A 24,290-nucleotide genomic window follows, 5' to 3' on the forward strand; every position below is an offset into this window, starting at 1 on the left:
TCGGCCTCCAGATGCGTCAGATACGCGTCTGCCAGCCGTCCGGATGCATTGCTTTGTTGAGCCCGCAGCTCATAGGCCCGCTGGTCGATCGTGCTGCTGGCCGCCGCCATGGCGTAGTGGGAATCACCAAAATCCCACAAACGCTGTGACAGGCGCAAACCGACCTGGTTCTCGATCTGACTGCCGGTCAGCCCGCTGTCGCCGGACGCGGAACGGCCGAAGGTTGAAACCTGGGGCAGACGCAGGGACTCCGCCTCGCGATAATCTGCAGCGGCCTCGTTCTGGCGCGCCATGGCGCCGGCAATTTCCGGCGCTCGCTCGGCGGCAATCTGCAGCGCATGGGTGAAGGACAGGCACTCGCCCGTCCGGGTTTGCACCTGCGCCTGAGCGGGCGCCGAAACGGCCGCCACGCCGAGCCCGGCCATCAGGACCGCGCAGCGCAGGGTGGGAAGGACACGACACATCAACATGGGCTCACCCGGTCCGGGCGCCGCGGAAAAGCGACTCGCTGATCGGCTCGAGGAGATAATCCAGCGTGGTCCGGCTCGAGCCGGAGAAGATGAACACCTCGACCGGCATGCCGGGAATGACATCCAGCTCGCCCAGACGCGCCGCCTGGTCAGCCGGTATGCGAATACGCACCTCGTAGTAGGAAACACCCGTATTCTGATCGGTCTTGAGATCGGCACTGACGCTGATCACCTCGCCATCAAGGCGCGGCGTCATCCAACTCTTGTAGGCCGTCACGCGGGTCCGGACCGCCTGCCCCTCATAAACAGCAGCGCGGTCGGCAGGCTGGATCCGCACCGATGCCGTCATTTCGCCGGCAGCCGGCACAATTTCCAGAATCGCCTCGCCCGGCCGGACGACACCTCCGCGCGTGGCAAACCGCAGATTGAGCACCTCCCCGCCCTGGGGGGCCAGGACGACGGATCGGTTGAGAACATCCTGGGCGGCGGACAAACGCTCGGTTGCCTGTTCCAGCTGACTGCGGACTTCGAGCTGGTCGGTAGAGATCTGGCGCGAGAAGGCAGCCTCGGTCTGCGCGATCTGGCCGGTCAGGTCTTCCTCAAGCGTGGCCGCCTGCTGGGCTTCGGTCCGCAAGCGGGAAATGTCGGCTTCCAGCGTCGCCACGTCGCGTTCCATCGCCCGCAATTCGTCGAGCCTTGCCATCTGGCGCTCATACCGCTCGCGCAGGAGCGAAACCTGGTCCTCGGCCGCTGCGAGCACACGTTGCGTGACGCGGATCTGCTGGGCGTGCAGCTCGCGTGAGGACGCGGCACCGTCACGACGCGCGGTCAACACGGTGATGTCCGCCTGGAATGACTGGGTTTGCTGGCGGAAGAGATCGCTCTGGCGCATCACGACAGCGTCGCGCTGCGCGACGGTGAGATCAAGCGCATCCAGCGGCGAGTAGTCTGGTTCGTCGAGCCCGTCTCGCAGGGCAGCGAGGCGCTGTTGCGACCCGGTCAAGGTGGCCATTTCCTGAAGCAATTCATCCCGTGCCGCCTCGGAAGCCGTCTCCTGCAGGGTCAACAGGGGTTCGCCGGCTTCAACATGGTCGCCATCGCGCACCAGTAATTCCTGGATAATTCCGCCCTCGAGGTGCTGCACGACCTGGCGGTCGTCCTCGACCACGATCTGGCCAGCCGCCGGAACGCCTTCGGCGAGCGGGGCAAAGCCGGCCCAGGCGAGAAAACCGCCAAGTCCGATCAGGCAGACCAAGGCCGCGCGCCGCACGAATCTGTCGCCCATAAGGCTCGGCCCCTGATTACTGTCTGCCATCAGGCTGCCCCTCCGCGACCAACAGCCTGACCGCCCGCGCCAGGCCCGGTGGCCAATTTGAGAAACTGTTCAGCCGGCGCCGCCATGACATCCCCATTGCGGACCAGCAGCACGGTCGTGGCGCGTTCGATCACGCGCCGGTCGTGGGTGGCGGCGAGAATGATCGCGCCGCGTTCGGCAGCCTGGCGCAGGGCGTTGACCAGGCCCGGCGCCGCGGCCGCATCCAGATTGGCCGTCGGCTCATCGAGCAGAAGCAGAACCGGATCGCCATACAGGGCCCGGGCCAGGCCAATCATCTGACGCTGGCCGGCGGACAAATGCGTGCCGCCCGGTCCGACCCGCGTATCATAGCTGTCGGGCAAGGCGAGGATGGTTTCATGAGCCCCGGCGGCCCGCGCCGCAGCAATGATGGCGTCACTGTCGGCTTCGCCAAGCCGCGCGATATTCTCACCAACCGTCGCCGGCAAGAGCTCAACGTCCTGCGGGACATAGCCGACATGGCGACCGCGATCGGGGCCCGGCCAGTCGTGAAGATTACGCCCGCCAAGGCTGATGGTTCCGGAGCCCGGCTGCCAGGCGCCGGCCAGGGTCTGGAGGAGGGTTGTCTTGCCGGCCCCGTTTCCACCGGTCACGGCAATCAATTGCCCCCCGTTCGCGCTCCAGCTGAAGGGCCGGATTTGCGGTCCTTCAGCGCCCGGAACCACGACTGACAACCGGTCCAGCTTGAGGTCCGCCGCCGGGCGCGGCAATGGCGTGTATTGCGGCTCGGCTTCAGTTCCGTCCAGGCGCTCCATCAGATCCTTCCAGGCAGTCCAGGTCTGGATCGTATTGCGCCAGCTGCCCACGATCTGATCGATCGGGCCCAGTGTCCGGGCCAGAATGATCGAGGACGCAACAATGGCACCGGGCGAGATCTCCTGGCTCAGCGCCAGCGCGGCCCCGCCGCCCAGAACACAGATCTGCAGCACTTGCCGGGTCGATCGGGAGATCGCGGAAAACTTGCCGTCCTGCTTGGCCGCGTCGAGCGAGAAACCCTGACCGGCCTCCTGGTTGGCCCGCCAGCGGCGGTAGGCCGCCGGCACGAGACCCATTGCCGCCATCGCCGAGCGCTGGCGCTCGAGCCCGGTGGCGAACTCGCCGGCACTGCGCAGGGCGCCTTGGGAGAATTGCCCGGCCTGGCGGGTGGTCAATTCGGCGGTCACAGCCACCGCGAAGACGACGATGGCACCAACGAGACCGATCGCCCCGAGCACCGGGTGGATCAGGAAAAGCACGACAAGGAAAAGCGGCGCGAATGGCAGATCCGCGAACGGCATCAGGCTGCCGGACTGCAGAGCCGTCTGGATCCGCTGTACGGCACCCAGGTCTCGGGCCAGATGCGGCTGGCCGGAATCAGTCTCGAAGCGCGAGAATGCGAGGGGCATCAACAAGGTGTCCAGCTCCTTGCCGGCGAGCGCGCTGACCCGGCGGCGACCGGCTTCCGCGGCGCCATAGACACCCAGCAGAAAGACTGCGAGCACGGACAACCAGATCAATGTGTCGATCGAGCCCGAGGAGAGAACCCGGTCATAAACCTGCAGCATGTAGAGCGGTGAGACCAGGAGCAGGATATTCGAGGCAAGCGAAAACCCGGCCAGGCCCGCGATATAGGGGCGCAGGCGCTGCCTGACTTGCAGGGCTAGTGGTTCTTGCATGTTTACTCCCACTCAGGCGGCATGCCGAATCCCCTGCACCTTGCGGGTGCAGGACGGGTCACGCTTCCTCCGGTTGGGAAGATAGCGCCCGAAGCATGATTTCACCAGCGCTGACGCGGGGTTGTGTGCAGAAACTGAACGCTATTTGAGCCCGACACGCAGCAAGTCGTGCAAATGCAGGATCCCGACCGGTCGCCGGGCGTCATCGACAATAAAGAGCTGAATGATCTTCGGTTGCCCCGCAGTCATGAGGCGCAGGGCATCCGCGGCGAGCATGCCCGCCTCTCCGGTGCGCGGGTCCGCGGTCATCACGTCCCCCGCACGCTGATCGACCAGGCCGGCGCCCATATGGCGGCGCAGATCGCCGTCGGTGATGATCCCGGCCAGCTTGCCCGCCTCATCGACGATTCCGGCACAGCCAAAACTCTTGGTCGTCATCTCGATGAGAACATCGCTCATCGGGGCATCGGCCCCGATCAATGGAACTGCGTCACCGGCATGCATGATGTCCCCAACGCTGGCGAGCGCAGCGCCGAGCGCCCCTCCCGGATGAAAGGTCTTGAAGTCGGAGGCGGTGAAGCCGCGAGTCTCGAGCAGAGCCACGGCCAGGGCATCACCCAGCGCCATCATCAGCGTCGTGGACGTCGTCGGAGCCCGGGTCTCGCCGCAGGCTTCCGGCGCGGCCGGTATGAAGAGGCGATAATCGCCGGCCCGGCCCAGCGTACTGTCCGGCTGCGCCGTCATCGCGATCAGCGGCACGCCGAAACGACGGCAATAGGCGATCAGATCGCCGAGTTCCTTTGTCTCGCCGGATTTGGACAGGGCGAGGACCGCATCGCTGGCTGCGATCATGCCGAGATCGCCATGACTGGCCTCGGTCGGGTGGACATAATAGGCCGGGGTCCCGGTGGATGCGAGCGTCGCAGCGATCTTCCGCGCAACATGGCCGGACTTGCCGACACCGGCGCAGATCAGGCGACCCTCGAGCCGGCTGAGTCGCTCGATCGTTTCCGCAAAGTCGGACCCGATTGATTGCTCGAGTGCGACCATGCCTTCGCATTCCGTTGCGATGACACGGCGGGCGGATTGCACGGAATCATTCTGGGACATGCCGTCTCCTCTCGATCGACCCGCGCGGTCAGAACAATACGACGCCGGATCGGGAGACCCCATACCAGAACCGCGCACGTCCGGGGAAGAGACGTGCGCGGCTAGTGCGGCAAGATGCGCCTGGCCCTTGGGGGACGGAGAAGAGCCTCACATCCGGTCGCCGCTAGTCGGGGCGGATGAGTCATGCCTTGTGTGTGGGTTCGTTGAAGAACCAGGCCCGCCCCGGAAACCTGCACTCGTTTTATAACACAACCCGATTGCGAAGCCTAAGCAAAATCTTGAACCTGTGCCCTCCCCTGTGCGCGTCTTGCCCCGCAGGCTCTGCCGGGCTATCGCTGCGCGAACAGGGACCAATTGGGAGTCGACACATGCCGCAACTCGCCCTCATTCGGCACGGCCAGAGCGAATGGAATCTGCAGAACCGCTTTACCGGCTGGGTGGATGTCGACCTGACCGATGAAGGCATTGCCCAGGCGAAGCGGGCCGGCGACCTTCTGGCCGAAACCGGCTTCAAGCCCGACCACGCCTTCGTTTCCGTGCTCAAGCGCGCCATCAAGACGCTTAATTTCACCCTCGAAGGGCTCGATCGCCTGTGGATCCCCATGGAAAAGTCCTGGCGGCTCAATGAGCGTCACTACGGGGCCCTCGCCGGGCTCAACAAGGATGAAACCCGGGCCAGGCATGGCGATGAACAGGTCAGGATCTGGCGCCGTTCCTTCGACACGCCGCCCCCGCCCTTGACCGAAGATCACGCCTATCACCCGGTCAATGACACGCGCTATTCGCATGTCCCGCGAGACATGCTGCCGGCCTCGGAATCCCTGAAATCGACGCTCGACCGGGTCGAACCCTATTGGAGCTCCGACATCCTGCCGCGCCTTCAGAAGGGCGAGTCCCTGGTCGTCGCGGCGCACGGCAACAGCCTGCGCGCCCTGGTCAAACTCCTTTTCGACGTGTCCGATTCCGACATCATGGAAATCGAGGTTCCAACCGGAAATCCGCTCCTGATCGACCTCGAGGATGACGGGCTGAAAATCACGGCGGCCCGCTATCTCGATCCCGATCGCGCCAAATCCCTGCCGCCGCTTCCGGGCGCATGAGCACGGTCGACGACCGACGTTACATGGACCTGGCGCTGGCGCTCGCGCGGGCCCAGCAGGGCCGCACGGCGCCCAACCCCGCCGTAGGCTGTGTCCTGGTCAAGACCGGGCGCATTCTCGCCACCGGATCGACCCGCGATGGCGGGCGTCCGCACGCCGAACGCGTCGCTCTGGACAGGGCGGGCGATGCGGCGAACGGAGCCACGGCCTATGTCACCCTGGAGCCCTGCGCCCATCATGGGCAGACCCCGCCTTGCGCCCAGGGCTTGATCGATGCCGGCATCACCCGCGTCGTCATCGCGTGCCGGGATGAGTTCCCGCACGTGGCTGGCAAGGGCGTGGCAATGCTCCAGGCCGCCGCCATAGCAACCGAAATCGGACCAGGCCGGGCCGACGCTCACGCGCTCTATGCCGGCTTCTTCCAACGTCTGGAGACGGGCCTCCCCCAGGTCCGGGTTGATGACCGCGCCCATGGCTATGATGCTGAACTCCGGGCGGAAACCATCGAAGCCGCGGAAGAAGAACTCAAGGCGCATGGCCGTGCCGGCGTGAACCGCATCTGCATTGCGCCGGACCATCCGCTGGCCGGCCGGAATTGGCTGCCTGCGCTGCCCGACTGATGGCACACTGGCTGTTAACGCTCCTCCTGTAAGGTGCCCGCCTGTATAATGACACCGACAGGACCGCGCCGATGACGGGCCGAAAGATTGAATACAAGACGCTGACGCAGGACGAAGTCGACGCCATTTGTGCGCGACACGAGCGTCTGTGGTCCGGCCGTTCCGGTGGCGCGCGGGCAAGTTTCGCCTACACCATTCTGGAAGATCTGGTCCTCGCCAATCGCGACCTGTCAGATGCTGATTTCAGCGGCGCTGTCCTTCGCGGCACCATTCTGTCCGGTTGCACGCTCAACAGCGCGATTTTCTTTGCGGCAGACTTGCGGCGCGCCAATCTGGAGGGCGCCTCCCTGCGCCGCGCTGATCTGCGTGGTGCGGTCATGCGTGGCGCCAATCTGACCGGCGCGGATCTGACCGAAGCCGATCTTCGCGAAGGTGCGATCGCCCAGATGGACAAGGAAAAGGGTCTGGCGGTCCTGACCCACAAGACCCAGGAGAATGACGCCGGCACCGCCAATTTCACCGGGGCCAACCTGTCGCGCTCCAAAATGGCGGGCATTGCGGCCCAGAAGGCCGACTTCACCGACGCCATGTTGCTCGGGACACGACTGATCCGGGCCAATCTGCGCGGCTCCTCTTTCCAGGGCGCCAACCTGGAAGGGGCCGACCTTTCCGGCGCCGACCTGACCGATACAGATTTCACCCATGCTGTCCTGATCGGCACCAAGACCGTCATGGCCAAGAAACAGGGCATGAATACCGACGGAGCGCTGACCAGCACACCGGTCGGCATTGACGCCAAGGAGCTCGAGCAACCGGTTGCCGACCAGATCGCCGAACATGTCCGGTGGTGCGACACCAATGGCAAGGAGGGCAAGCCCTCCCTGTTTGACGGTACCGACCTTCGGGGGCTGAACTCACTGGCCGGCAAGACACTGACGGCCTTTCATGCGCGCGGTGCGACCCTGTACGGCCTCGACCTTGAAGGGGCGCAATTGCAGGGTGCCCGACTGGAAAAGGCCGATCTGCGCATGGTCAGCCTGCGCGGCGCGGATTTGCGTGGAGCCGATCTGACCGGTGCCAATCTGTCCAATGCCGACCTTCGCGACTGCCAGCTCGGACCACTGCTTCTCGAAGGCAATCGCCTGCTGCCCGCCTCCATCGCCGGCGTCCGCGCGCGCTACACGGATCTGCGGGGCGCTGACCTGCGTCAGATCAAGGCAAGCGGTGCCGATTTCTCCTATGCGACCCTCAACGGGACGAATGTGAAGAAGGCGAGCTTCAACGGCTCCTGCTTTACCGGCGCGAAGGTTGATGAGGACTTCGTCGATGAAGTGGATTCCGTCGACGGCGCGGTTGACTTCAACGCCGCCTGACACGTCCGACACTCCGAATGCGCAAAGAAAAAGGCGGCGAGCTTGCGCTCACCGCCTTGAAGGACAATCGGAGGGGAATTCAGTCCGTCAGCGACGGGTCAGGCGGCCTTGGTCTTGCCACCCTCGATCAGCTGAGCGCGGGTTGACCCAACGCCGGACTTGATATCGATCCGCTTCGGTTTGGCCGTTTCCGGGACTTCTCGGACCAGACGAATTTGAAGCAGCCCGTTCTTCAACCCGGCATCGGCCACTTCGACATGGTCGGCCAGGTGGAAACGGCGCTCAAAAGACCGCTCGGCAATCCCGCGATGCAGGAAGCGGCGATCATCGCTGTCCGACTTCTCGGCATTCTTGCCGGAAACGGTCAGGACAGTTTCCTGCACCTGGACCACGAGATCCTCCTCACCGAAACCGGCGACTGCCAGTTCGATCAGGTACTCGTCATCAGCGACGTGCTGGATATTGTAGGGCGGATACCCCTGAGACTCGATCTTGGTCGCCGAATCCATCATGTCCGCAAGCCGGTCAAAGCCGACGATCGAGCGGTAAAGCGGGGTGAAATCAACAGTTCGCATATCAGTCCATCCTCCTTCAGAGCGATAAACAGGCCCGGCGAGCCGGGCGATTGAAACAAAGCCAGATCACAAGGATCCTGGCTGGTCTTGCGGGCCCCGTTTGGCGACCCGTGCATGCTATTTGGGTAGCGAATTCCGGGTCCGCAACCCCCCGCATTCAGGATTTGCGCAAGCGCTCGCGCTTGGCTACCAATTGCCCGTCACACACAGGAGTTTTCCAACATGCGTCACGCTCAATTGCTCGCGCTTCTCGCCGGTACGGCCATTCTCGCTGCCTGCAGCGGCGGTTCCGAAGAATCCGTCGACAGTCCGGACACCGAAGCCATGACCGACACCGTTTCCGAGGTCGCGGAAACCGTCGCGGAAGAGCCAGCCGCTCCCGACCTTACCGAGATCACCGCCGTCATGGCGGGCGAATGGCGCGGCAATACCGGCCAACGCGACACGTCGCGCAATCCGCGCGAAACACTGGAATTCTTCGAAGTCGATCCGAGCGGAACGATCGTTGAAATCTGGCCGGGTGGCGGCTGGTATACCAACATCCTTGCGCCGTGGATCAGTGCGAATGGTGGCCAGTATGTCGCCGCGCATTTCAGCCCGGACTCCGCCAGCAATAACCGCCGGCGCTCCCGCGCATCCTTTGAGGAGATGGTCGCAGACACCGCGCTCTACGGCGACGTGATGACGGTGGACTTCGATGTGAATACCCAACTCGCGCTCGAACCCGGGTCGGTTGATACGGTTCTGACCTTCCGCAATATCCACAACTGGATGTCGCGCGGTTTCACCGAACGTGCCCTGGCCGACTTCCACACCGTGCTTCGTCCGGGCGGCGTGCTGGGCGTGGTCGAGCACCGCCTCCCCTCTACCCGCGAACAGGACCCGGGCGCCTCGAACGGCTATGTCCAGCAGGCCTATGTCATCGCGCTTGCCGAGGAGGCCGGTTTCGAGTTCGTCGGCGCATCCGAAATCAACGCCAATCCGGCCGACACGGCGGACCACCCGCTGGGCGTCTGGACCCTTCCGCCGGTACGCCGCAACCCGCCCGAGGGTAGCGAATTGGCTGCCGACTGGGACCGGGAATCCTATGATGCCATTGGTGAAAGCGACCGCATGACCCTGCTCTTCCGCAAGCCGGTCACGGAAGAAACGAGCGAGTAATGCGCTCCTGCGTTCTTTTGATCGCAAGTGTGCTGTCCGGCTTCCTGTCATCGATTGCCGTCGGGCAATCGGTCGAACGGGAAGCCGGCCCGCTTCCGCGCTTCTACCCGCACCAAGAGACCTATCTTGAAATCGAGGCAGAGCGTCGAACCCACTTCAGCCTCACCTACACGGTCGCCTCCGAGGACGGGATTCCGCCAGCGGAGATCGAGATGTGGTACGAGCAGGACGGGGAGCGGGTCTCATTGGCGATTGATGGACGCGGGCGCATCACCCACCGTCCGGACGCCGAGACGCTGGCCAATGCCCCGTCCGTTTTCATCAATCAGGAAGGCGGCGGCATGTCCTTGAACATGCAGTTCGAGGCCATTCTGCCCGGTGGACCGGACTATGCGGTGGCAGACCTCAATCTGGCACTCGGCCAGGCCAATCACGCCATGCGCGAAGCGGCTGGCGTGGCGGCCCTGTTCGCGCCGAATTTCCGGACCCTGATCTTTGTGTTCGACGGACCGGCACCCAGCGCAACAGCGATCATGGCAGACGGGTCGAGCCGCGCGCTGACGGCGCAGGAAAACCGGATCATCGTGCGCCCACGCGACCGATCCATGCGCAATCTCACACGGATCGAGCTCGGCGACAGACCGTTTCGGGTTTTGCTGGACAGTTAGAGAGCCGCTGGAGCAAGCCGCTCGAGGGCTTGCTCAAGAAGCTCCCGATTGGCCGCTGCGACCACCTGGCCGCCAGCTGACGGATCGCCGCCACGCCAGTTCGTGACCACGCCTCCCGCGCCGGTCACCACCGGAATGAGGGCCTGAACGTCATAGATCTGAAGGCCGCTCTCAACCACCAGGTCAACGCCGCCAGATGCCAGCATGGCATAGGCATAGGCATCGAATCCGAACCGGCAAAGGCGAGTCGCACTGCGAACAGCCTCGAATGCGTCACGCTCGGCCCCGTCAAACAGATAGGGATCGGTACTGGCGAGAATGGCCTGATCCAGCGCCCGGCAGGTGGAGACAGCGAGGGGCTGTGAAACGTCCGCGCGGCTGTAATGCGCGCCACCGGGCCAACCGGAGAAACGTTCACCGATATGCGGTTGATCAATCACGCCGAGAAGCGGCTTGCCAGCCACTTCCAGCGCGATCAGGACAGTCCAGGTAGGCAGGCCGGCAATGAATGCGCGGGTGCCATCGATCGGATCAAGCACCCAGCGACGCTCGCCGGTGCCTGGGCCTGTCCCTGAGCCTGTGCCCGTGCCCGTGCCTGCGCTTGTACCGAATTCCTCACCGAGGATGGCATCCTGCGGTGCCTGTCGGGACAGGAGCTCGCGCATCGCCGTTTCGGATGCGCGGTCAGCCTGGGTGACCGGGTCGAAGCCCGCGCTCAACTTGTTCTCGATATCCAGACGGGTCCGGAAATAGGGCGCTATGGCGGCGCGCGCCGCGTCCGCCATGGCGTGGGCAATCCGAAGATCGGCCTGGAAATCGTGATCAGACATGGCAAGGCGCCTAGCACGGCCTGCGGGCCGGTGCCAGACGCCATGATACCAATCCTGAAAAGGATCAGGCCGCGTCGTTCGCCGCCTCTTCCGGCTCGAGCGACTTGGCCAGTTCGAGCAAGCGCTTGCGGGGACGTTCACCGAGGCGGTAATAGGCCCGGATCAGGTCGACGGTTTCCTTCTGGGAGAGCACATCAGCTGCCAGCGTCTCGTCGCCATGCATCTCGTCGCGCTTGGACAGGCCCTCATAGAAGTACTGCACCGGCAGATCGAGCGATTCAGCCAGCTCGAAGAGCCGGCTGGCGCTGACCCGGTTGGCCCCGCACTCGTATTTCTGGATTTGCTGGAAACGGATACCGACCGATTCGGCCAGTTGCTGCTGGGTCAGGCCCAGAAGGCGGCGCCGGCGGCGCAACCGTTTACCCACATGTAGGTCGATATCATTCGTCATAACTACTCGCCGCCTAATCTTCGCGTCTCAAAATGCGCCGCTATGGGACGCACACCTCACAGGGGAGCAAAGCGCGTGCCGGGCGAAGGCAAGCACCAGTCTTCCCCTGAAATGGGCATGATTAAGGCTGTAGGCGGGATACCCAGTCGATACCGGCCAATTCACTGACAAACCTGCGCATTTTGGCAATGAAATCCGCGTGATCGGGGCGTAACAAGACGCGGTTCTCGTCCATGTACAGACCGCGATTGATCTCGATCTGGATCACATTCACGCCCTCCATGGGGCGTCCGTAATGCTCGGTGGTGAAGCCGCCGGCATAGGGATTGTTCCGAACTGTGACGAATCCGAGGTCCTGGAAGAGCGTCTCGACCGTGTCAGACACTGCTTCGCGGCAGGAGGTTCCAAATCGGTCACCCAGGACGATATCCGCGCCGCGGCCGCTGAGGGCCGGCATGGAATGCATGTCCACCAGGATCACCGAGCCGAATCGGTCCCGCAACCGCATGACTTCATCGTGGAGGGCGGCGTGATAGGGATGATAGAAGCGCGCCAGGAGGTTCTTGGCTTCGGCGAATCTCAGCCGTCGTCGATAGAGCGTCCGCCCCTCCGCTCCGATCCGCGGGATAACGCCGAGCCCTGATGCCGCGCGGCGGGAGGGGGCTATCTCCTTGTCCGGAACCCGATCGGCAAACATGCCCGGGTCCAGTTCGCCGGGCCCGCGATTCACGTCCACGAACACGCGGGGAAACTCCGCACAGACGAAGCCGGCCCCATATTCCGGCGCGAAATCAATGAGCTGGTCGACATAGGCGTCTTCGGATCGTCGCAAAAATTCGACAGGCAGTCTTGTTGAACGACTCAATTCATCGTCATAATCTCTACCGGAATGCGGTGAGGCGAGGATGAGTGGGCGCGCCAAATTCTCTGGTGGTCGCCCAATCCGGACGACCCGCCTGCCGGGCTCCGGCCGCTGGCCTGCCTCCGTGGCGAACGAGGTTGGAATCGGGGTTGCCATTGATAAACAGTGGTCAGCTGCATCTCGCTGGTCAAGCATGTGCGCGCGTTCAGGGCGTTTTTACCAGATGGGTCTAGGGTGCGCTCACGTTGAGATTTCGCAAGGGTGGGAACCAAGATGGCAAAGATTCTTCTCGCGGAAGATGATGACTCGATGCGCGACTTCCTCGCCAAGGCGCTGAAGCGCGCCGGGCATGAGGTATTGGTGTGCTCGGACGGCGAGGAAGGCCTGGATGCGATCGGTGAACAACCGGCGCAATTTGATCTTCTTCTGACAGATATCGTCATGCCGGGCGTGGATGGTATCGAGCTGGCCCGTCGGGCTGCCGAGATCGATCCGGCCCTCAAGATCATGTTCATCACCGGTTTCGCCGCCGTGGCCCTCAATCCGGGATCCGGTGCGCCAACCAATGCCAAGGTCCTGTCCAAGCCCTTCCACTTGCGTGAGCTGGTGGATGAAGTGGCCCGTGTGATGGCGGCCTGACCCGCCAACGAGCGACACGATCAGACAAGAACGCCGCCCATTCGGGCGGCGTTTTTTTTTGGCGGCGCACAAAGAAAAGGGGCCGCCCGAAGGCGGCCCCGATCCTTGTCGTCGAAGGTCTGGGACTTACCAGGCCTTGCGGACGTTGACGTAGAGGCGACGACCGAGGAGGTCGTAACCAGAACCGAGCACTTCACTGCCAGAGCCCTGGGTTGCGCCAGAAGCGTTCTGGTCAACAACAGCCGGATCTTCGTCGAGCACGTTATTGATGCCGACGGTGATGCCCCAGGTGTCCATTTCCCAGTTGGTGGAAAGGTCGTGATAGTAGACCGCATCCCAGCTGTCGACGGCATCGCCACCGAGCTCGGAAGCCGCCTGCAGACGATCACCGTAGTTGACGCCCACGACGTTGGAGATGGAAGCCTGCTCACCCAGGTAGCGGATGCGCCAGTTGATGTTCCAGTCACCAAAATCGAAGCGGTTGTTCACGGTACCGCGCCATTCCGGGTTACCCCAGTCACCAACGAAGTTGTTGGTGTCGGAAGCAGCCGTGGTCTGGCTCAGGATCTCTTCAGACTTCGTGAACGTACCGTTCATGTCGTAGTTGAAGCCACCGAACAGATCGATGTCCATGTTGAAACGACCGTTGAAGTCCCAACCCGTAGCTTCCTGCGTAGCAACGTTGAACGGTGTGTTGTCAACGAGCAGCAGCTGACCGGTGTTCGAGTCACGCGTACGGCGTGCACAGAACGGGTCATTCGGGAAGTTGGTCGAGTTGTAGCACTGAGACAGCGAGAAGGCCGTGCCCGGGATCGCGATGGAATCCTGGACTTCGATACCCCAGTAGCTGACGCGCAGTGACGCATCGAACGCATCCGTGAACGGCTGGTCAAAGACAAAGCCGACCGAGAAAGCGTCAGACGTTTCAGGCTCGAGACCCGGGTTACCTGCACGGAAGGCCTCGATCGAGGACACACCGTTCAGGCCCAGAGCCGTCGGATCGACGCCTTCAGCCACACAGTTCGCAAGCACAACCGGGTCACGACCATCATTGGCCGGGTCGTAGGTGCCGCTATTGTTGGCAGCCGTCGGAACCACACACGGATCGGAGAAGCCCGAGGCAAAGCCGGTCTGGCCGCCCAGGAAGAGTTCGCGAAGGTTCGGAGCACGGAAGGACGTACCCAGAGTACCGTTGAAGGTCAGGCTGTCATTGACAACCCAAGCACCACGCACCGAGTAGGTGGAGTTCTGACCATAATACTCGTGGTCGGTAAGACGACCGGCGAGATCAACGGAGATGTCTTCGGCAAACGCTGCACCGGAAACGAGCGGGATCGAAAGCTCGCCGTAGTACTCGGTCAGGGACGCTTGGCCAACAGAGCGACGGTCGGCGAAGTAGCCAGCCGCACGACCCTGCGAGGTCACGGTGTCCGTACCGGAGTCGAGCGAGTCACGACGCCATTCGATACCGATCACGGCGTTCACTTCACCAGCCGGCAGTTCAAAGACCGGACCAGTGGTGAAACCACCCATGATCAGCTGGTCAACCGTCGTGGTCGCCGTACGATCGATGCGCAGGAAGTCATACTCTTCCGGAGTACCGAAGCTCGGAGCAGTCGCGCCGTCTTGCGGGTACAGGTTCGGGTGGAAGAGATCGACCGGCACACAATTGCCCGGGTTCAGGAAGCCGAACAGCGTGACGTTGGAGTTGTCGTAACCACAAACGATCTCACCGCCTTCAACGCGGGTGGTGGCGATCGTGGCCGTCAGACGGTCTTCGTCAACCTGCGGACGACGCGAGTAACCCATCGAACGGGTGTAACCGGCGAACATCTCGTACGACCAGGACGGAGCGAAGCTCCAGTCGCCCTGAACGCCCGTCATGAAGCGGGTGTACTGGGTTTCCACGTCGATGTTGGAACGCTCGATCGGCGAAGCGAAGATCGGAACAACATCGAAGCCGAACGGGTTGAACGGGTTGCTGGCGCCAACGGTCGGGAAGATCTGACCGTGGTAACCGGAGCGGTAGGTCGTCTGCGAGTTGGTGTGAAGCAGCTCGGTGAAGACCGTCACGTTTTCCTGACCCAGGATGCGGTCGATCGTGTAATCGCCCGTAAACAGGAAGGAGTAACGCTGGCTGTCCGGAATAACGTCCGTGGCCTGGTCGAGGTAGGACGAACGGTTCTGCTCATCCGTCGACGTGCCCGTGGACCAACCGAGGATCGGGTTCGCGAAGTTCGAAATGCCCGGCGTGGAGTACACGTCGGTGCTGAACAGACCCGGGTTGGCGAAGTAGGACGCCAGGTTCGGTGCACCATCAACATAGTAGTTGAAAGTACGGATCCGGTTGATGATGGAGCCTTCACACTCGGACAGCAGCGAGCCGTCAGCCGCGATCTCGATGTCGCGCGAGCAATACAGGCCATCGGTCGGATCGTAGTTGTAGTCACGATCCTGAACCTGCAGGCGCTGCTGGTGGAAGTATTCCATGGCGAACATGAAACGGCCGTTCTCGGAAGAATCGCCCATCGTCATGTTCCAGCGGTGCGAACCACCACCGGACTCTTCCGGCGTAGACGTCACGGCACCAACGCGGAAGCCATCGAACGAGTCGTTCAGGATGACGTTGACCACGCCGGCAACGGCGTCAGAACCGTAAACCGAAGACGCACCATCCAGCAGGATGTCGACGCGCGCGATGGCGTCGGTCGGGATGATGTCGAGGTTCGGCAGCGACGGAGCGCCTTCAACGCCCGACGGAGCGACACGACGGCCGTTGATCAGCAGCAGCGTCTGGTCAGGATTGAGACCACGCAGCGTGATGGTGTTGGAGCCCGGGCCGGCGTCGGTGACGAATGCACCGGCGATGGCGTTGTCGAGCTGGACGCCCTGGGCCACGGATGACGTCTGAAGAATTTGCGCGGCGTCGATCAGACCGGCGTCGCGGATTTCTTCACTGTCGATGACCTGAAGCGGAGCCGGCGAGCTGAACGCATCACGACGGATACGAGAACCGGTGATGACAATGGTATCATCACTGGATTCTTCAGCCTGCTCGTCTTCGTCCTCGTCCTGGTCTTGAGCGTAGGCCGGCGAGATGGTCAGACCGGCGGCAGCAAAGCCAGCGAGGATGGTGGAGCGCAGAAGACGCTCCCGATCCCAAATATTGCTCACGATTGTACCCCTTTGTTACGTGTCTCCCGGTTCTGCTTTGGCGCAGAACTCGGGATGGCTGGGTTAAACCCTACCTATCTGGACTATGTCGGAGCGGGGTTGGGGATGAAAGCAGGAGTCGCCGCATCGCCGCATTTCTGTCTCAATTGTTGCAAAAAAGTCATAGGCTGGTCAGGCCTGGGAAACGCTTCGGCCATGCAGCGCCTTCCCGCGTTCACGCGCAGGGTTGGACGGGAATTCCTGCCGGTCTGCAACTCGGGTGCGAGAGACGGCTTGCGCTCCGCGGAAGGTGGGGTTAGAACCCCGGCTCTCTTGAGACGGATGGGCGATTAGCTCAGCGGGAGAGCACTTCGTTGACATCGAAGGGGTCACTGGTTCAATCCCAGTATCGCCCACCATCAAGTCTCAGGTTTTCATGACACAAGCCAACCCGCCCTCTCCCGGCCGCATCAGCAGCGCCGCACAGTCGCCGCTGATCCCCGAGACCGCCGACCTGCCTTATCAGACCATGAGTGAGATGTTCACGTATCTGGCGGCCGAAGGCGCGGAGCAGGGCGGCGACCCGCTCAAGCTGGACGATGTGGAGATCAAGCGTTCCTACGCGATCTGCCTGGTGCCGCGTTCGGGCAGTACATTCCTCGCGCATCTCCTGAAGGAGACCGAGCAATTCGGCTTTCCGAATGAATGGCTCGCGGTCGCGCTGGCCGAAGACCAGGCGCGCCAAACCGGCTCCGGTGACTGGGACACGCTGTTTCGCCGGATCATGGCGCGCCATGCGTCGAAGAACGGCGTCAGCGGTATCGAACTGGCGCTCGCCCATCTGACCTGGGGCCGCCAGGCGACCCGCCGGCATGACGTGCTGAACCCGAGCTGGACCTATTTCTACCTGCGTCGCCGCAACATTGTGCGCCAGGCAATCTCCATGCATGTCGCCCACCAGTCCGGCGTCCTGCACTCCTTCCAGATGAGCGATGATGCCCGCACGGTTCGTGATGCCGTGCTGTATGACACGCTGGCGCTGCGCAACTGGATCAAATTCATGCAGGATGAAGAATTGAAATGGGAGCGCGAATTCGGGCGCATCGGGATTGAACCGATCCGGCTGTACTATGAAGACATTACGGCCCGGCCGGAACGCGCGGTGCGGCTCTTCTCGAATGCACTCGGCTTGCCCGAGACGCCCGTTGTGAAAGCGAGTCCGATCGAACGCGTCGGCACGTCGCGGACGGATGAGTGGGAAGCCCGTTATCGCGAGGAGGATGCGGATTTCCTCGCCGGCCTCGTCATGCATCGCCCCTTTGTCCATACACCCGTTTCGATGAGCTGACCCGTCAGCGTGAACTGCGCGTGCGCCCTACCCCTGACCGGTCGGCCTCGCTATCTCTCGCAGGCGACAAGGGAGTGAGTGATGGAAGACCGGCTGCGCGACGCGCTCAAGACGATCACCGAACAACAATCCGGGCGAGACCTGATCGATGCCGGACGCATCGAAGCGGCCGGTATCGCAGGCGATACAGCCACCATCATCGTCAAGCCGCCTGTCGCCGGCTCGCCCGATCTCGATCGCCTGCAGCCGCAGATCGAAGCCGCGGTTACGGCGCTGGACGGCATTGATCGGGCGCGGGTCGTGATGACCGCTCACCGCGATGGCCAGTCTGCCAAGCCCGCCGGGCGACCGGCACCCAAACAGGCCGCAGCTTCCCCGGGCCAAAAGCCCGCCAGGCGCATTATCGCTGTCGCCTCCGGCAAGGGCGGGGTCGGCAAGTCGACGATCGCCGCCAATCTCGCCGTTGCCCTCGCCCGCGAAGGCCTGAAGGTCGGCTTGCTGGATGCCGACATCTACGGCCCTTCTGCGCCGCGCCTGTTCGGGATGAATGACGTCCCCGGCCTGCGCAAAACCGATTCCGGCGTGCAGCCGGTCGAGGCCCATGGCGTCAAGCTGGTTTCCATGGGTTTTGTGGTCAAGCCGGGCGCCGCCGTGGTCTGGCGTGGCCCGATGGTCCAGGGCGCGATCCGGCAATTCATGATGGACACCGATTGGGGCCAGCCTGACGTGCTGATCATCGACATGCCGCCGGGCACCGGCGATGCCCAGCTCGCCATCGCCCAGGACATGCCGGTGGATGGCGCAGTCATCGTCTCCACACCGCAAGACCTGGCGCTGGACGATGCCCGAAAGGCCATGAGCCTGTTCGAGCAGACCCATGTCCCCCTGCTGGGCATGATCGAGAATATGAGCGTCTTCCTGTGCCCGCATTGCGGCGAGAGCAGCCATATCTTCGGCGAAGGCGGTGCCCGCGCCGAGGCCGAGCGCATGGGCCTGACCTATCTCGGCGATATCCCGCTGCACCCGGAATTGCGCGTCCGCTCTGATGCCGGCGAACCCGCCGCGCTTGATGACGGCCCGGTCGGCAAGGCTTTCCGCAAGGCGGCACTGGCGGCCCTCGAGGCTGCAGAGCAGGCCAACAAGCCGACGCCGGAAATCGTCCTCAGCTAGCAGGCCCGGCCAACCGCAATCCGCCGACCTCAAGGCCATCAGGGGCGTGGACGCCAAATATCCCTGACAAGACCTCCGGCCTCAGCGCGCTGTCAGGCGTGCCGTCTGCGCGCACCCGTCCGTGATCCAGCACGACCACCCGGTCTGCCCGCCTCGCCGCCAGCTCAAGCGCATGCAGCGAGACAATGACGAGCGCGCCCTGCGCGGCCTCGGCCGCCAGAATATCGAGCACGCCGAGCTGGTGACGCACATCAAGCGCGGCGGTCGGCTCGTCGAGCAGGATAATGCCTGCGCCGACACACAGCGTCCGGGCGAGAAGCACCCGCGCCTGCTCGCCCGATGACAGCGTGTCGAAACGCCGGTCAGCCAAATGCGCGACTTCCGTCTTCGCAAGCGCCTCATCGACAGCCGCCCGATCCGCATCGGTCAGGCTGCGCAGGGGTTTGAGATGCGGGATACGGCCAAGCGCCACCAGGCGACGCACCTCGATCGGCCAGGCCGCACGCCCGTCAGGCGGGAGATAGGCAACGGCCTGCGCGCGGTCACGATCGGCCAGGTCAGCGAGCGCGTGCCCGTCATGCGCCACGCGCCCGTGCGCGGGTTCCACCAGTCCGGCCAGCAAACGCAGGAGGCTGGATTTGCCGGCCCCGTTGGGACCGACCAGCGCCACCAATCCATGTCCCTCGAACGACAGCGAGACATCATCAAACAGGGCCTCTCGACCCGGCTGATAGGAAATCGCATCAAGGACGAGACGGGTCATGGTGCGCGCCTTTGCGTATGACGGACAAGCCAGAGGAAGAAAGGCGCGCCGATCAAAGCGGTCAGGACACCAAGATAGAGAGGAATGCCGGGACCCGAGAGCAGACGGGTCGCGAGATCCGCCAGGATAATCAGAACCGCGCCGCCCAGGGCCGAGGGCAGGATCAACGCGCCGGCTCGCCAGGCCACAAGCGGTCGCAGGACATGCGGCACGACGAGGCCGACGAAGCCGATCGCACCGGCGACCGCCACCCCGCCGCCGACCGCCAGCGCTGTTCCCAGCACGACTGCAAGCTTCAGTCGACCCAGACCAATTCCCAGCGAACGGGCGGTTTCCTCACCCAATCCCAGCGCATCGAGCCCGCGCGCCAGCGGCACCAGGACGATCAGACCCGTGAGAATGACCGGTGCCGCGAAACCGACCTCGGTCCAGCTGGCATCGCCGAGCGATCCCATGAGCCAGTACGCGATTTCGGCCAGCGCCCAGGGGTTTGGGGCAAGATTCATCAGCAAGGCGGTGACCGCCCCGGCGGTCGCATTGACCGCGACACCGGCGAGAATGAGCGTGGTTGCGCTGGCACCGCGCCCGGCAATTGCAAACAGGGCGAGAACGCCGAACGCCGCACCGATGACACCCGCCACAGGCAGGGCCAGCGCGAAAAGCGAGGAGAGGCCGAAATATAGACAGATGACCGCGCCGAGCCCCGCACTCGCCGACACGCCGACAATGCCCGGGTCGGCCAGCGGATTACGGAAAAAGCCCTGCAAGGCGGCACCCGCGGCACCAAGCCCTGCGCCCACGAGTATGCCGAGCAGGACCCGCGGCAGGCGTAGTTCGCGCAGCACCAGACTGCCGAGCTCGTCATCCGGCGCGATCAGCGCCGCCGGACCGGCTCCGCCACTACCGGCAAACAGGGCAATTGCGGAAACCAAGGTGAGGATCACCGCAAGCAGGAGGTTGAGCCTGAGCGGGGTCATCGGTCGCGCTCCCAGGCGTCAATTGCATCGGCAATCAACTCCGCCGCATCGATCAGGCGCGGGCTTGCGCACGGCCAGACACCGGCAGGAATTTCAGCACGGTCCGGATGATCCAGAAGCCGCCGATAAGCGGTATGCCGGCGGGCGCGATTGAAGGTACTGGCATAGCCGTCAGCAAAGAAGCTGGTGAGGACGATATCGGCCTGCAGCCCCAACGCCAGTTCCGGGTCGGACCGCGTCCAGCCAGCGGCCCCCCGCTCGGCCATGACATTGATACCGCCCGCGGCATTGATTGCCGCATCGACATAAGTTCCGGCACCGGCCGAACCACCCGATACACTCAGATAGAGCAGGCGGGGCTGGCGCGGCCGCTCCGCCGCCCGCTCGGCCAGGCGCGCGAGACGCTGGTCGATTTCGGCAATAGCCAGATCGGCCTCGCTTTCGCGGGAACTGGCTGCGCCAAGCGCGATCAGATTATTGCGCACACCCTCAAAATCGTCTGCCCAGGAAAGCTCGACAGAGTCATGGCCGGCGCGTTCGAGCAGCCGGGCAGTGCGCCCTCCCTCGCCCGTTCCGAACACGGTCAGTTGAGGCGAAAGCTCAAGCAGGCGTGCCGCATCCGGCCACGCCCGGGGCAAGGAGCGCGACCAGGGCGCCGCCGCCGAGACCGGTTGATCAACCTGCCAGGACAGGGCCGTGATCCCGCCTTCCGGTGCCAGGGCCAGCACGTAGGCGTCCGCGCACAGCGAAGTCGAGGCGATGCCGCTTTGCGGCACCGCCCCGTCCTCAGCCAGAGCCGGACTAGCGATGAGAGAGACGCAGGCCGAGATACAAGCCGCGGCCCGGCGTGTGATAGCCGAAGACATCTTGATACTCCTCATCGAGCAGGTTTTCCCCGCGGGCATAGATTTCGACGCCCTCACGGACCTCCCATCCGACCTGGCCACCCACAAGCGAATAGGCCTCCAGCCGGACCGGTTGGAAGGTACCGAAATCGGTGTCGGTCTGATCACCGGTATGGTCGAGCGTCGCCGATGCCGAGACGGGACTATCTATCGGCGCCCAGGACAGGGTCAGTGAGGCCAGGCGTTCCGGGCGGCGGATTTCCGCGACCCCGTTTTCCTCACTTTCCAGCAGGCTGACCGAGGCGAAGAGCGACCAGGCCGGGTCAATATCCCAGGCGGCCGACATTTCCACGCCCCGCCGGTCCGAGCGGGTAGCCGCATTCAGCGCCGTCGCCGGAAACGCGCCGAAGTCCGTATAGATTTCATTCTCCAGCTCGGAGCTGAAATAGACGACCGAGACGCCCGCCGCGCCCGCAAGCAGGCTCTGATCCCAGGCGACTTCCCAACCGCGGGACTCTTCCGGTGCCAGCTCCGGGTTTCCGGTAAAGAAATCAGGGAAGAAACCAAATAGCTCATAGATGCCGGGATTCTTCACCGCCTCGCCAAAATTGGCCCGCAGACGGCCGCCAACCGGATCAAAACCCCATCCGGCACCGACCCGCCAGGTCGTCGAGTCCGCGAAGAGGGAGTGGACATCATGCCGGACAGAGCCGGTCACATCGAAAGCGCCGCGCGACAGGCCATAGTCAAACGCCAGCGCATCGGCTTCGAGCCGACGCGTCTGATTGGAACCGGCACCATTACCGGAGAAGGATTTCAGGCGGTCCTGGTCATGCTCGACGAGACCGGTAAGACGGTGCTGATAAGGGCCGGTCTCCCAAATTCCGGTCACCTCGTAATGGGCCTGAAGGCGTTGCCCCAGGGCGCGCGATGTCTGCGCACCCGCGAACCGGGAGCGTGAGGTGTCATCGGTGAGCTGAAGCGCGACTTCATGGCTGAGCCCGACATCGCCCCATTGCTGCTCACCCAGCAGGGCGAGCCGCGCCAGAACAGTGTCGCCATCTGTGCGCAGATCGACATTATCCAACCGGCCATCAAAGTCGGTATCGCTATCGTATTCACTCTCGCTCGCGATGCGGCGCGCCGTGCCCTCCAGCTGCCAACCTTCGCGGATTTGATAGCCGCCCGATAGGGAGATGACCGTGTTGACGTAACCGTCCCGCTCGCCACCAAGGCCAGCGACATCAATACCGTCGCTTCGATAGTCGCTGGCACTGCCGGACAGCCAATGATCACCAATCTCGCCACCGACCTGAACGCTCAGGCGTCGCGTGTCGAAACTCCCGCCTTCAAGGCGGGCACCGAGATCAAGACGGTTTTGCGGACGCCGCGAATTGAGTCGAATGACGCCGCCGATCGCATCGGCACCCCAGAGCGCGGATTGCTCGCCTCGTGCGACCTCGATCGAGGCCAGGTCATCGAATGCATAGTGCGAGAAATCAGCCTCGCCGGTGAACGGGTTGGATGCTTCGACGCCATCGATCAGGACCAGGACATGATTGGCTTCCGAGCCGCGAGCCCGGATCTGGGTCAGAGACCCCGGCGCACCGGAGCGCGAGACGGCTAGGCCGGGGACCGCGCGCAAGGCGTCAGCGGCAAAGCTGGCACCGCGCGCGTCCAGCATGTCGGCATCGAGCAGGCTGATGCTCGACGTCGCCTGTTCGGCGGGCAGCGCGATCCGCGCTGCGGTAACATAGATCACGTCTTCCTGATCGGGGGTTTGGGCATGAAGCTGGATTGGAACTGTTAGCCAGGTGGCCGCCAGACAGAGCTGGTGCCGGGTTCTGATACGCATATGCCACGTCTCCATAGCAGTCTGGCCGATGCCCGGAGCGGCCATCGGCGGTTGCAGAGGAGTCGTCAGAAACGGATATCACCGCGCCAGTCTCGTGAGCTCCCGCACGAGCGGACAGACGACAGTGACGGCAGGTCTTCCGGCTTGCGGGTCAATGCGAATGGAGCGCCTTCCCAGGGTCGCCCCCAGTGGCATCATGCTCCACCGCTCGCCGCCTACGGCTGCGGGAACAGCGCTGGACTTGGCCGAGGCCGAACCAGCTTCCCTATTAATCCCGTGAGGGAACCATCACGGCGCGGACGCTATGTCGCGACCGTTCAAAAGGCAATGCAGACGGGTCAGTCGCGCGCGGCCAGCTGGCGTTCGAGATCACGCAGGCGGATATGGAGATTGCGCTCCCTGACCCGCTCGGGCGAACCCAGGGTCTTTTCGAGCTTGCGCATCGACTGGCGTGTCTTGCGCCAGCGGCGCCACAACAACAGGATCTTGGGACCTTCAACGAGGTAGCGGCGCCACATGCGCGCCGGCTCCTGGGCGAGGCGATGCAGCCATTCGAGGCGCGCGCGCTGCATCCAGACCGGTGCCCGCTGCGCCGCTCCGGCGAGAAAGTCGAGCGAGGCGCCGACGCACAGGCCAACGCCGGTACAGTCACCGCGGTCAAGGCAGGCCTCGGCGATCATTTCCTGCTGCGGTGAGCCGACACAGAAGAAAGTGAAGCGCGACGGATTATCGGCGACAAACTTCGCGCAGGCCTCCACGGCCTCGCGATTGCCGCGAAGACCCATTGGCGGTTCATGCCAGCGAATATCGGTCAGACCATAGCGGGCCCGGACCGCATCGATCACCTCGGCATTGCCACCGATCACCGTAACCGTCTCGTCGGGCGCGATGACCGTGTCAAACAGGCGCTCGGTCAGATCCGAGCCGGGTGTTACTTCGATGGTCTCGCCGGAAATCCGGCCGATTATCTCGAGGACACGACTGTCACAAACCGTCAGCCAGGCCTGGGCGTACAGCGTCGCCAGAACAGTGTCGGTCTCCAGACGAACCAGATGATCGACATTCGGCGTAACGACAAAGGCGAACGGACGCGTCGCGTCGCGCTCGGTAATCCGGCGCAAGGCAACATCCATGCTGATCTTGTCGAAGGCCGAGTTCAAGAACCACACGTGTCGCGAACCGGTACGCCGGTCGACGAAACTCTCACCCGTAGCCATGACCATGTTGCACCACTCTTGTCTCGATACGCGTCAGATCGCGCGCTTGCCCGCGACCCGTGCAAAAGCCGCGCCGCTTTTGCCGCACGCCTTG

The 24,290-nt window shown here is 63.6% G+C and carries 22 protein-coding genes, 1 tRNA gene and 1 riboswitch; of the genes, 9 read left to right on the forward strand and 14 right to left on the reverse strand.

Translation table 11 applies throughout. The features are described 5' to 3' along the window. From QZ266_RS10225 to QZ266_RS10240, 4 genes are all read right to left on the reverse strand, one after another. Window positions 1–464: TolC family protein (locus QZ266_RS10225; protein ID WP_295694785.1), on the reverse strand; the 464-nt coding region annotated here is incomplete at its 3' end. 10 nt (window positions 465–474) lie between these two features. After that, window positions 475–1,785 (reverse strand): HlyD family type I secretion periplasmic adaptor subunit, encoded by a 1,311-nt coding sequence (locus QZ266_RS10230; RefSeq protein ID WP_295694788.1) that lies wholly within the window; start codon window positions 1,783–1,785, stop codon window positions 475–477. After that, a complete protein-coding gene (locus QZ266_RS10235) occupies window positions 1,785–3,479 on the reverse strand; it encodes a type I secretion system permease/ATPase (RefSeq protein WP_295694791.1) in 1,695 nt (564 codons plus the stop codon). Before QZ266_RS10235 ends, QZ266_RS10230 begins: the two co-directional genes overlap by 1 nt. Window positions 3,480–3,620: 141 nt before the next feature. Further along, window positions 3,621–4,589, reverse strand: coding sequence for a KpsF/GutQ family sugar-phosphate isomerase (locus tag QZ266_RS10240; protein ID WP_295694794.1), 969 nt, complete (start codon window positions 4,587–4,589; stop codon window positions 3,621–3,623). A 368-nt stretch (window positions 4,590–4,957) separates the two neighbouring features. Between QZ266_RS10240 and gpmA the strand changes: the two genes are divergently transcribed. The 3 genes from gpmA to QZ266_RS10255 all read left to right on the forward strand — a co-directional run bounded on the left by gpmA (window position 4,958) and on the right by QZ266_RS10255 (window position 7,682). Continuing rightward, a complete protein-coding gene (gene gpmA / locus QZ266_RS10245) occupies window positions 4,958–5,689 on the forward strand; it encodes a 2,3-diphosphoglycerate-dependent phosphoglycerate mutase (RefSeq protein WP_295694797.1) in 732 nt (243 codons plus the stop codon). Beyond that, the gene (ribD, locus tag QZ266_RS10250) at window positions 5,686–6,309 is read left to right on the forward strand and encodes a bifunctional diaminohydroxyphosphoribosylaminopyrimidine deaminase/5-amino-6-(5-phosphoribosylamino)uracil reductase RibD (protein WP_295694800.1); all 624 of its coding nucleotides are present in this window, start codon (window positions 5,686–5,688) and stop codon (window positions 6,307–6,309) included. Before gpmA ends, ribD begins: the two co-directional genes overlap by 4 nt. Before the next feature lie 71 nt (window positions 6,310–6,380). Further along, window positions 6,381–7,682, forward strand: a complete 1,302-nt coding sequence (locus QZ266_RS10255) for a pentapeptide repeat-containing protein (RefSeq protein ID WP_295694803.1) — start codon at window positions 6,381–6,383, stop codon at window positions 7,680–7,682. Window positions 7,683–7,780: 98 nt separating this feature from the next. Here the strand turns inward: QZ266_RS10255 and QZ266_RS10260 are convergent, their stop codons facing one another. Then, complete coding sequence (locus QZ266_RS10260; protein ID WP_295694806.1) at window positions 7,781–8,257, reverse strand: Hsp20 family protein; 477 nt, start codon at window positions 8,255–8,257, stop codon at window positions 7,781–7,783. A 222-nt stretch (window positions 8,258–8,479) separates the two neighbouring features. On the opposite strand from QZ266_RS10260, the gene QZ266_RS10265 reads away from it, so the two are divergent. Continuing rightward, window positions 8,480–9,418, forward strand: coding sequence for a methyltransferase domain-containing protein (locus tag QZ266_RS10265; RefSeq protein ID WP_295694809.1), 939 nt, complete (start codon window positions 8,480–8,482; stop codon window positions 9,416–9,418). Further along, window positions 9,418–10,086: a hypothetical protein gene (locus tag QZ266_RS10270; RefSeq protein WP_295694811.1), complete on the forward strand. Its 669-nt coding sequence runs from the start codon at window positions 9,418–9,420 to the stop codon at window positions 10,084–10,086. The genes QZ266_RS10265 and QZ266_RS10270 overlap by 1 nt, the downstream gene beginning before the upstream one ends. Here the strand turns inward: QZ266_RS10270 and hisN are convergent. From hisN to QZ266_RS10285, 3 genes are all read right to left on the reverse strand, one after another. Next, the gene (gene hisN, locus QZ266_RS10275) at window positions 10,083–10,916 is read right to left on the reverse strand and encodes a histidinol-phosphatase (protein ID WP_295694814.1); all 834 of its coding nucleotides are present in this window, start codon (window positions 10,914–10,916) and stop codon (window positions 10,083–10,085) included. The genes QZ266_RS10270 and hisN overlap by 4 nt on opposite strands. Window positions 10,917–10,980: 64 nt before the next feature. Further along, a complete protein-coding gene (locus tag QZ266_RS10280; RefSeq protein ID WP_295694817.1) occupies window positions 10,981–11,367 on the reverse strand; it encodes a helix-turn-helix domain-containing protein in 387 nt (128 codons plus the stop codon). Between the two features lie 121 nt (window positions 11,368–11,488). Next, window positions 11,489–12,424, reverse strand: coding sequence for an N-formylglutamate amidohydrolase (locus QZ266_RS10285; protein ID WP_367178237.1), 936 nt, complete (start codon window positions 12,422–12,424; stop codon window positions 11,489–11,491). Between the two features lie 78 nt (window positions 12,425–12,502). Between QZ266_RS10285 and cpdR the strand changes: the two genes are divergently transcribed. After that, entirely contained in the window at window positions 12,503–12,868 is a 366-nt protein-coding gene (cpdR, locus tag QZ266_RS10290) for a cell cycle two-component system response regulator CpdR (RefSeq protein ID WP_075188630.1), read from the forward strand. A gap of 126 nt (window positions 12,869–12,994) precedes the next feature. On the opposite strand, the gene QZ266_RS10295 is transcribed toward cpdR, so the two are convergent. Continuing rightward, a complete protein-coding gene (locus QZ266_RS10295) occupies window positions 12,995–16,042 on the reverse strand; it encodes a TonB-dependent siderophore receptor (protein WP_295694826.1) in 3,048 nt (1,015 codons plus the stop codon). A gap of 323 nt (window positions 16,043–16,365) precedes the next feature. Between QZ266_RS10295 and QZ266_RS10300 the strand changes: the two genes are divergently transcribed. The 3 genes from QZ266_RS10300 to QZ266_RS10310 all read left to right on the forward strand — a co-directional run bounded on the left by QZ266_RS10300 (window position 16,366) and on the right by QZ266_RS10310 (window position 18,539). Next, window positions 16,366–16,440, forward strand: a tRNA-Val gene (locus QZ266_RS10300). 17 nt (window positions 16,441–16,457) lie between these two features. Then, on the forward strand, window positions 16,458–17,369 hold the full coding sequence (locus tag QZ266_RS10305) for a Stf0 family sulfotransferase (RefSeq protein WP_295694829.1): 912 nt from the start codon (window positions 16,458–16,460) through the stop codon (window positions 17,367–17,369). An 81-nt stretch (window positions 17,370–17,450) separates the two neighbouring features. Then, on the forward strand, window positions 17,451–18,539 hold the full coding sequence (locus QZ266_RS10310) for an Mrp/NBP35 family ATP-binding protein (RefSeq protein ID WP_295694831.1): 1,089 nt from the start codon (window positions 17,451–17,453) through the stop codon (window positions 18,537–18,539). Here the strand turns inward: QZ266_RS10310 and QZ266_RS10315 are convergent. The 5 genes from QZ266_RS10315 to QZ266_RS10335 all read right to left on the reverse strand — a co-directional run bounded on the left by QZ266_RS10315 (window position 18,532) and on the right by QZ266_RS10335 (window position 24,202). Continuing rightward, a complete protein-coding gene (locus QZ266_RS10315; RefSeq protein ID WP_295694834.1) occupies window positions 18,532–19,302 on the reverse strand; it encodes an ABC transporter ATP-binding protein in 771 nt (256 codons plus the stop codon). The genes QZ266_RS10310 and QZ266_RS10315 overlap by 8 nt on opposite strands. After that, window positions 19,299–20,279 carry an iron ABC transporter permease gene (locus QZ266_RS10320; RefSeq protein WP_295694837.1) on the reverse strand — a complete coding sequence of 327 codons (981 nt, stop codon included), beginning with the start codon at window positions 20,277–20,279 and terminating at the stop codon, window positions 19,299–19,301. The genes QZ266_RS10315 and QZ266_RS10320 overlap by 4 nt, the downstream gene beginning before the upstream one ends. Further along, on the reverse strand, window positions 20,276–21,145 hold the full coding sequence (locus tag QZ266_RS10325; protein ID WP_295694841.1) for an ABC transporter substrate-binding protein: 870 nt from the start codon (window positions 21,143–21,145) through the stop codon (window positions 20,276–20,278). Before QZ266_RS10325 ends, QZ266_RS10320 begins: the two co-directional genes overlap by 4 nt. After that, complete coding sequence (locus QZ266_RS10330) at window positions 21,081–22,979, reverse strand: TonB-dependent siderophore receptor (RefSeq protein ID WP_295694844.1); 1,899 nt, start codon at window positions 22,977–22,979, stop codon at window positions 21,081–21,083. The genes QZ266_RS10325 and QZ266_RS10330 overlap by 65 nt, the downstream gene beginning before the upstream one ends. A 111-nt stretch (window positions 22,980–23,090) precedes the next feature. Then, window positions 23,091–23,284, reverse strand: a riboswitch (cobalamin riboswitch). Window positions 23,285–23,317: 33 nt separating this feature from the next. Then, entirely contained in the window at window positions 23,318–24,202 is an 885-nt protein-coding gene (locus QZ266_RS10335; protein WP_295694847.1) for a WecB/TagA/CpsF family glycosyltransferase, read from the reverse strand. Between the last annotated feature and the right edge of the window lie 88 nt (window positions 24,203–24,290).

Source organism: uncultured Maricaulis sp. (assembly GCF_905480005.1).
Taxonomy (GTDB): domain Bacteria; phylum Pseudomonadota; class Alphaproteobacteria; order Caulobacterales; family Maricaulaceae; genus Maricaulis.

Bases quoted from the DNA above. Each gene is read 5' to 3' on its own strand.
- QZ266_RS10320 (WP_295694837.1), bottom strand. From the start codon at position 20,279: ATGACCCCGCTCAGGCTCAACCTCCTGCTTGCGGTGATCCTCACCTTG.
- QZ266_RS10305 (WP_295694829.1), top strand. From the start codon at position 16,458: ATGACACAAGCCAACCCGCCCTCTCCCGGCCGCATCAGCAGCGCCGCA.
- QZ266_RS10310 (WP_295694831.1), top strand. From the start codon at position 17,451: ATGGAAGACCGGCTGCGCGACGCGCTCAAGACGATCACCGAACAACAA.
- QZ266_RS10335 (WP_295694847.1), bottom strand. From the start codon at position 24,202: ATGGTCATGGCTACGGGTGAGAGTTTCGTCGACCGGCGTACCGGTTCG.
- QZ266_RS10260 (WP_295694806.1), bottom strand. From the start codon at position 8,257: ATGCGAACTGTTGATTTCACCCCGCTTTACCGCTCGATCGTCGGCTTT.
- QZ266_RS10265 (WP_295694809.1), top strand. From the start codon at position 8,480: ATGCGTCACGCTCAATTGCTCGCGCTTCTCGCCGGTACGGCCATTCTC.
- QZ266_RS10270 (WP_295694811.1), top strand. From the start codon at position 9,418: ATGCGCTCCTGCGTTCTTTTGATCGCAAGTGTGCTGTCCGGCTTCCTG.
- QZ266_RS10255 (WP_295694803.1), top strand. From the start codon at position 6,381: ATGACGGGCCGAAAGATTGAATACAAGACGCTGACGCAGGACGAAGTC.
- QZ266_RS10315 (WP_295694834.1), bottom strand. From the start codon at position 19,302: ATGACCCGTCTCGTCCTTGATGCGATTTCCTATCAGCCGGGTCGAGAG.
- QZ266_RS10285 (WP_367178237.1), bottom strand. From the start codon at position 12,424: ATGCTTGACCAGCGAGATGCAGCTGACCACTGTTTATCAATGGCAACC.
- QZ266_RS10230 (WP_295694788.1), bottom strand. From the start codon at position 1,785: ATGGCAGACAGTAATCAGGGGCCGAGCCTTATGGGCGACAGATTCGTG.
- gpmA (WP_295694797.1), top strand. From the start codon at position 4,958: ATGCCGCAACTCGCCCTCATTCGGCACGGCCAGAGCGAATGGAATCTG.
- QZ266_RS10330 (WP_295694844.1), bottom strand. From the start codon at position 22,979: ATGCGTATCAGAACCCGGCACCAGCTCTGTCTGGCGGCCACCTGGCTA.
- ribD (WP_295694800.1), top strand. From the start codon at position 5,686: ATGAGCACGGTCGACGACCGACGTTACATGGACCTGGCGCTGGCGCTC.
- QZ266_RS10240 (WP_295694794.1), bottom strand. From the start codon at position 4,589: ATGTCCCAGAATGATTCCGTGCAATCCGCCCGCCGTGTCATCGCAACG.
- hisN (WP_295694814.1), bottom strand. From the start codon at position 10,916: ATGTCTGATCACGATTTCCAGGCCGATCTTCGGATTGCCCACGCCATG.
- cpdR (WP_075188630.1), top strand. From the start codon at position 12,503: ATGGCAAAGATTCTTCTCGCGGAAGATGATGACTCGATGCGCGACTTC.
- QZ266_RS10280 (WP_295694817.1), bottom strand. From the start codon at position 11,367: ATGACGAATGATATCGACCTACATGTGGGTAAACGGTTGCGCCGCCGG.
- QZ266_RS10325 (WP_295694841.1), bottom strand. From the start codon at position 21,145: ATGTCTTCGGCTATCACACGCCGGGCCGCGGCTTGTATCTCGGCCTGC.
- QZ266_RS10235 (WP_295694791.1), bottom strand. From the start codon at position 3,479: ATGCAAGAACCACTAGCCCTGCAAGTCAGGCAGCGCCTGCGCCCCTAT.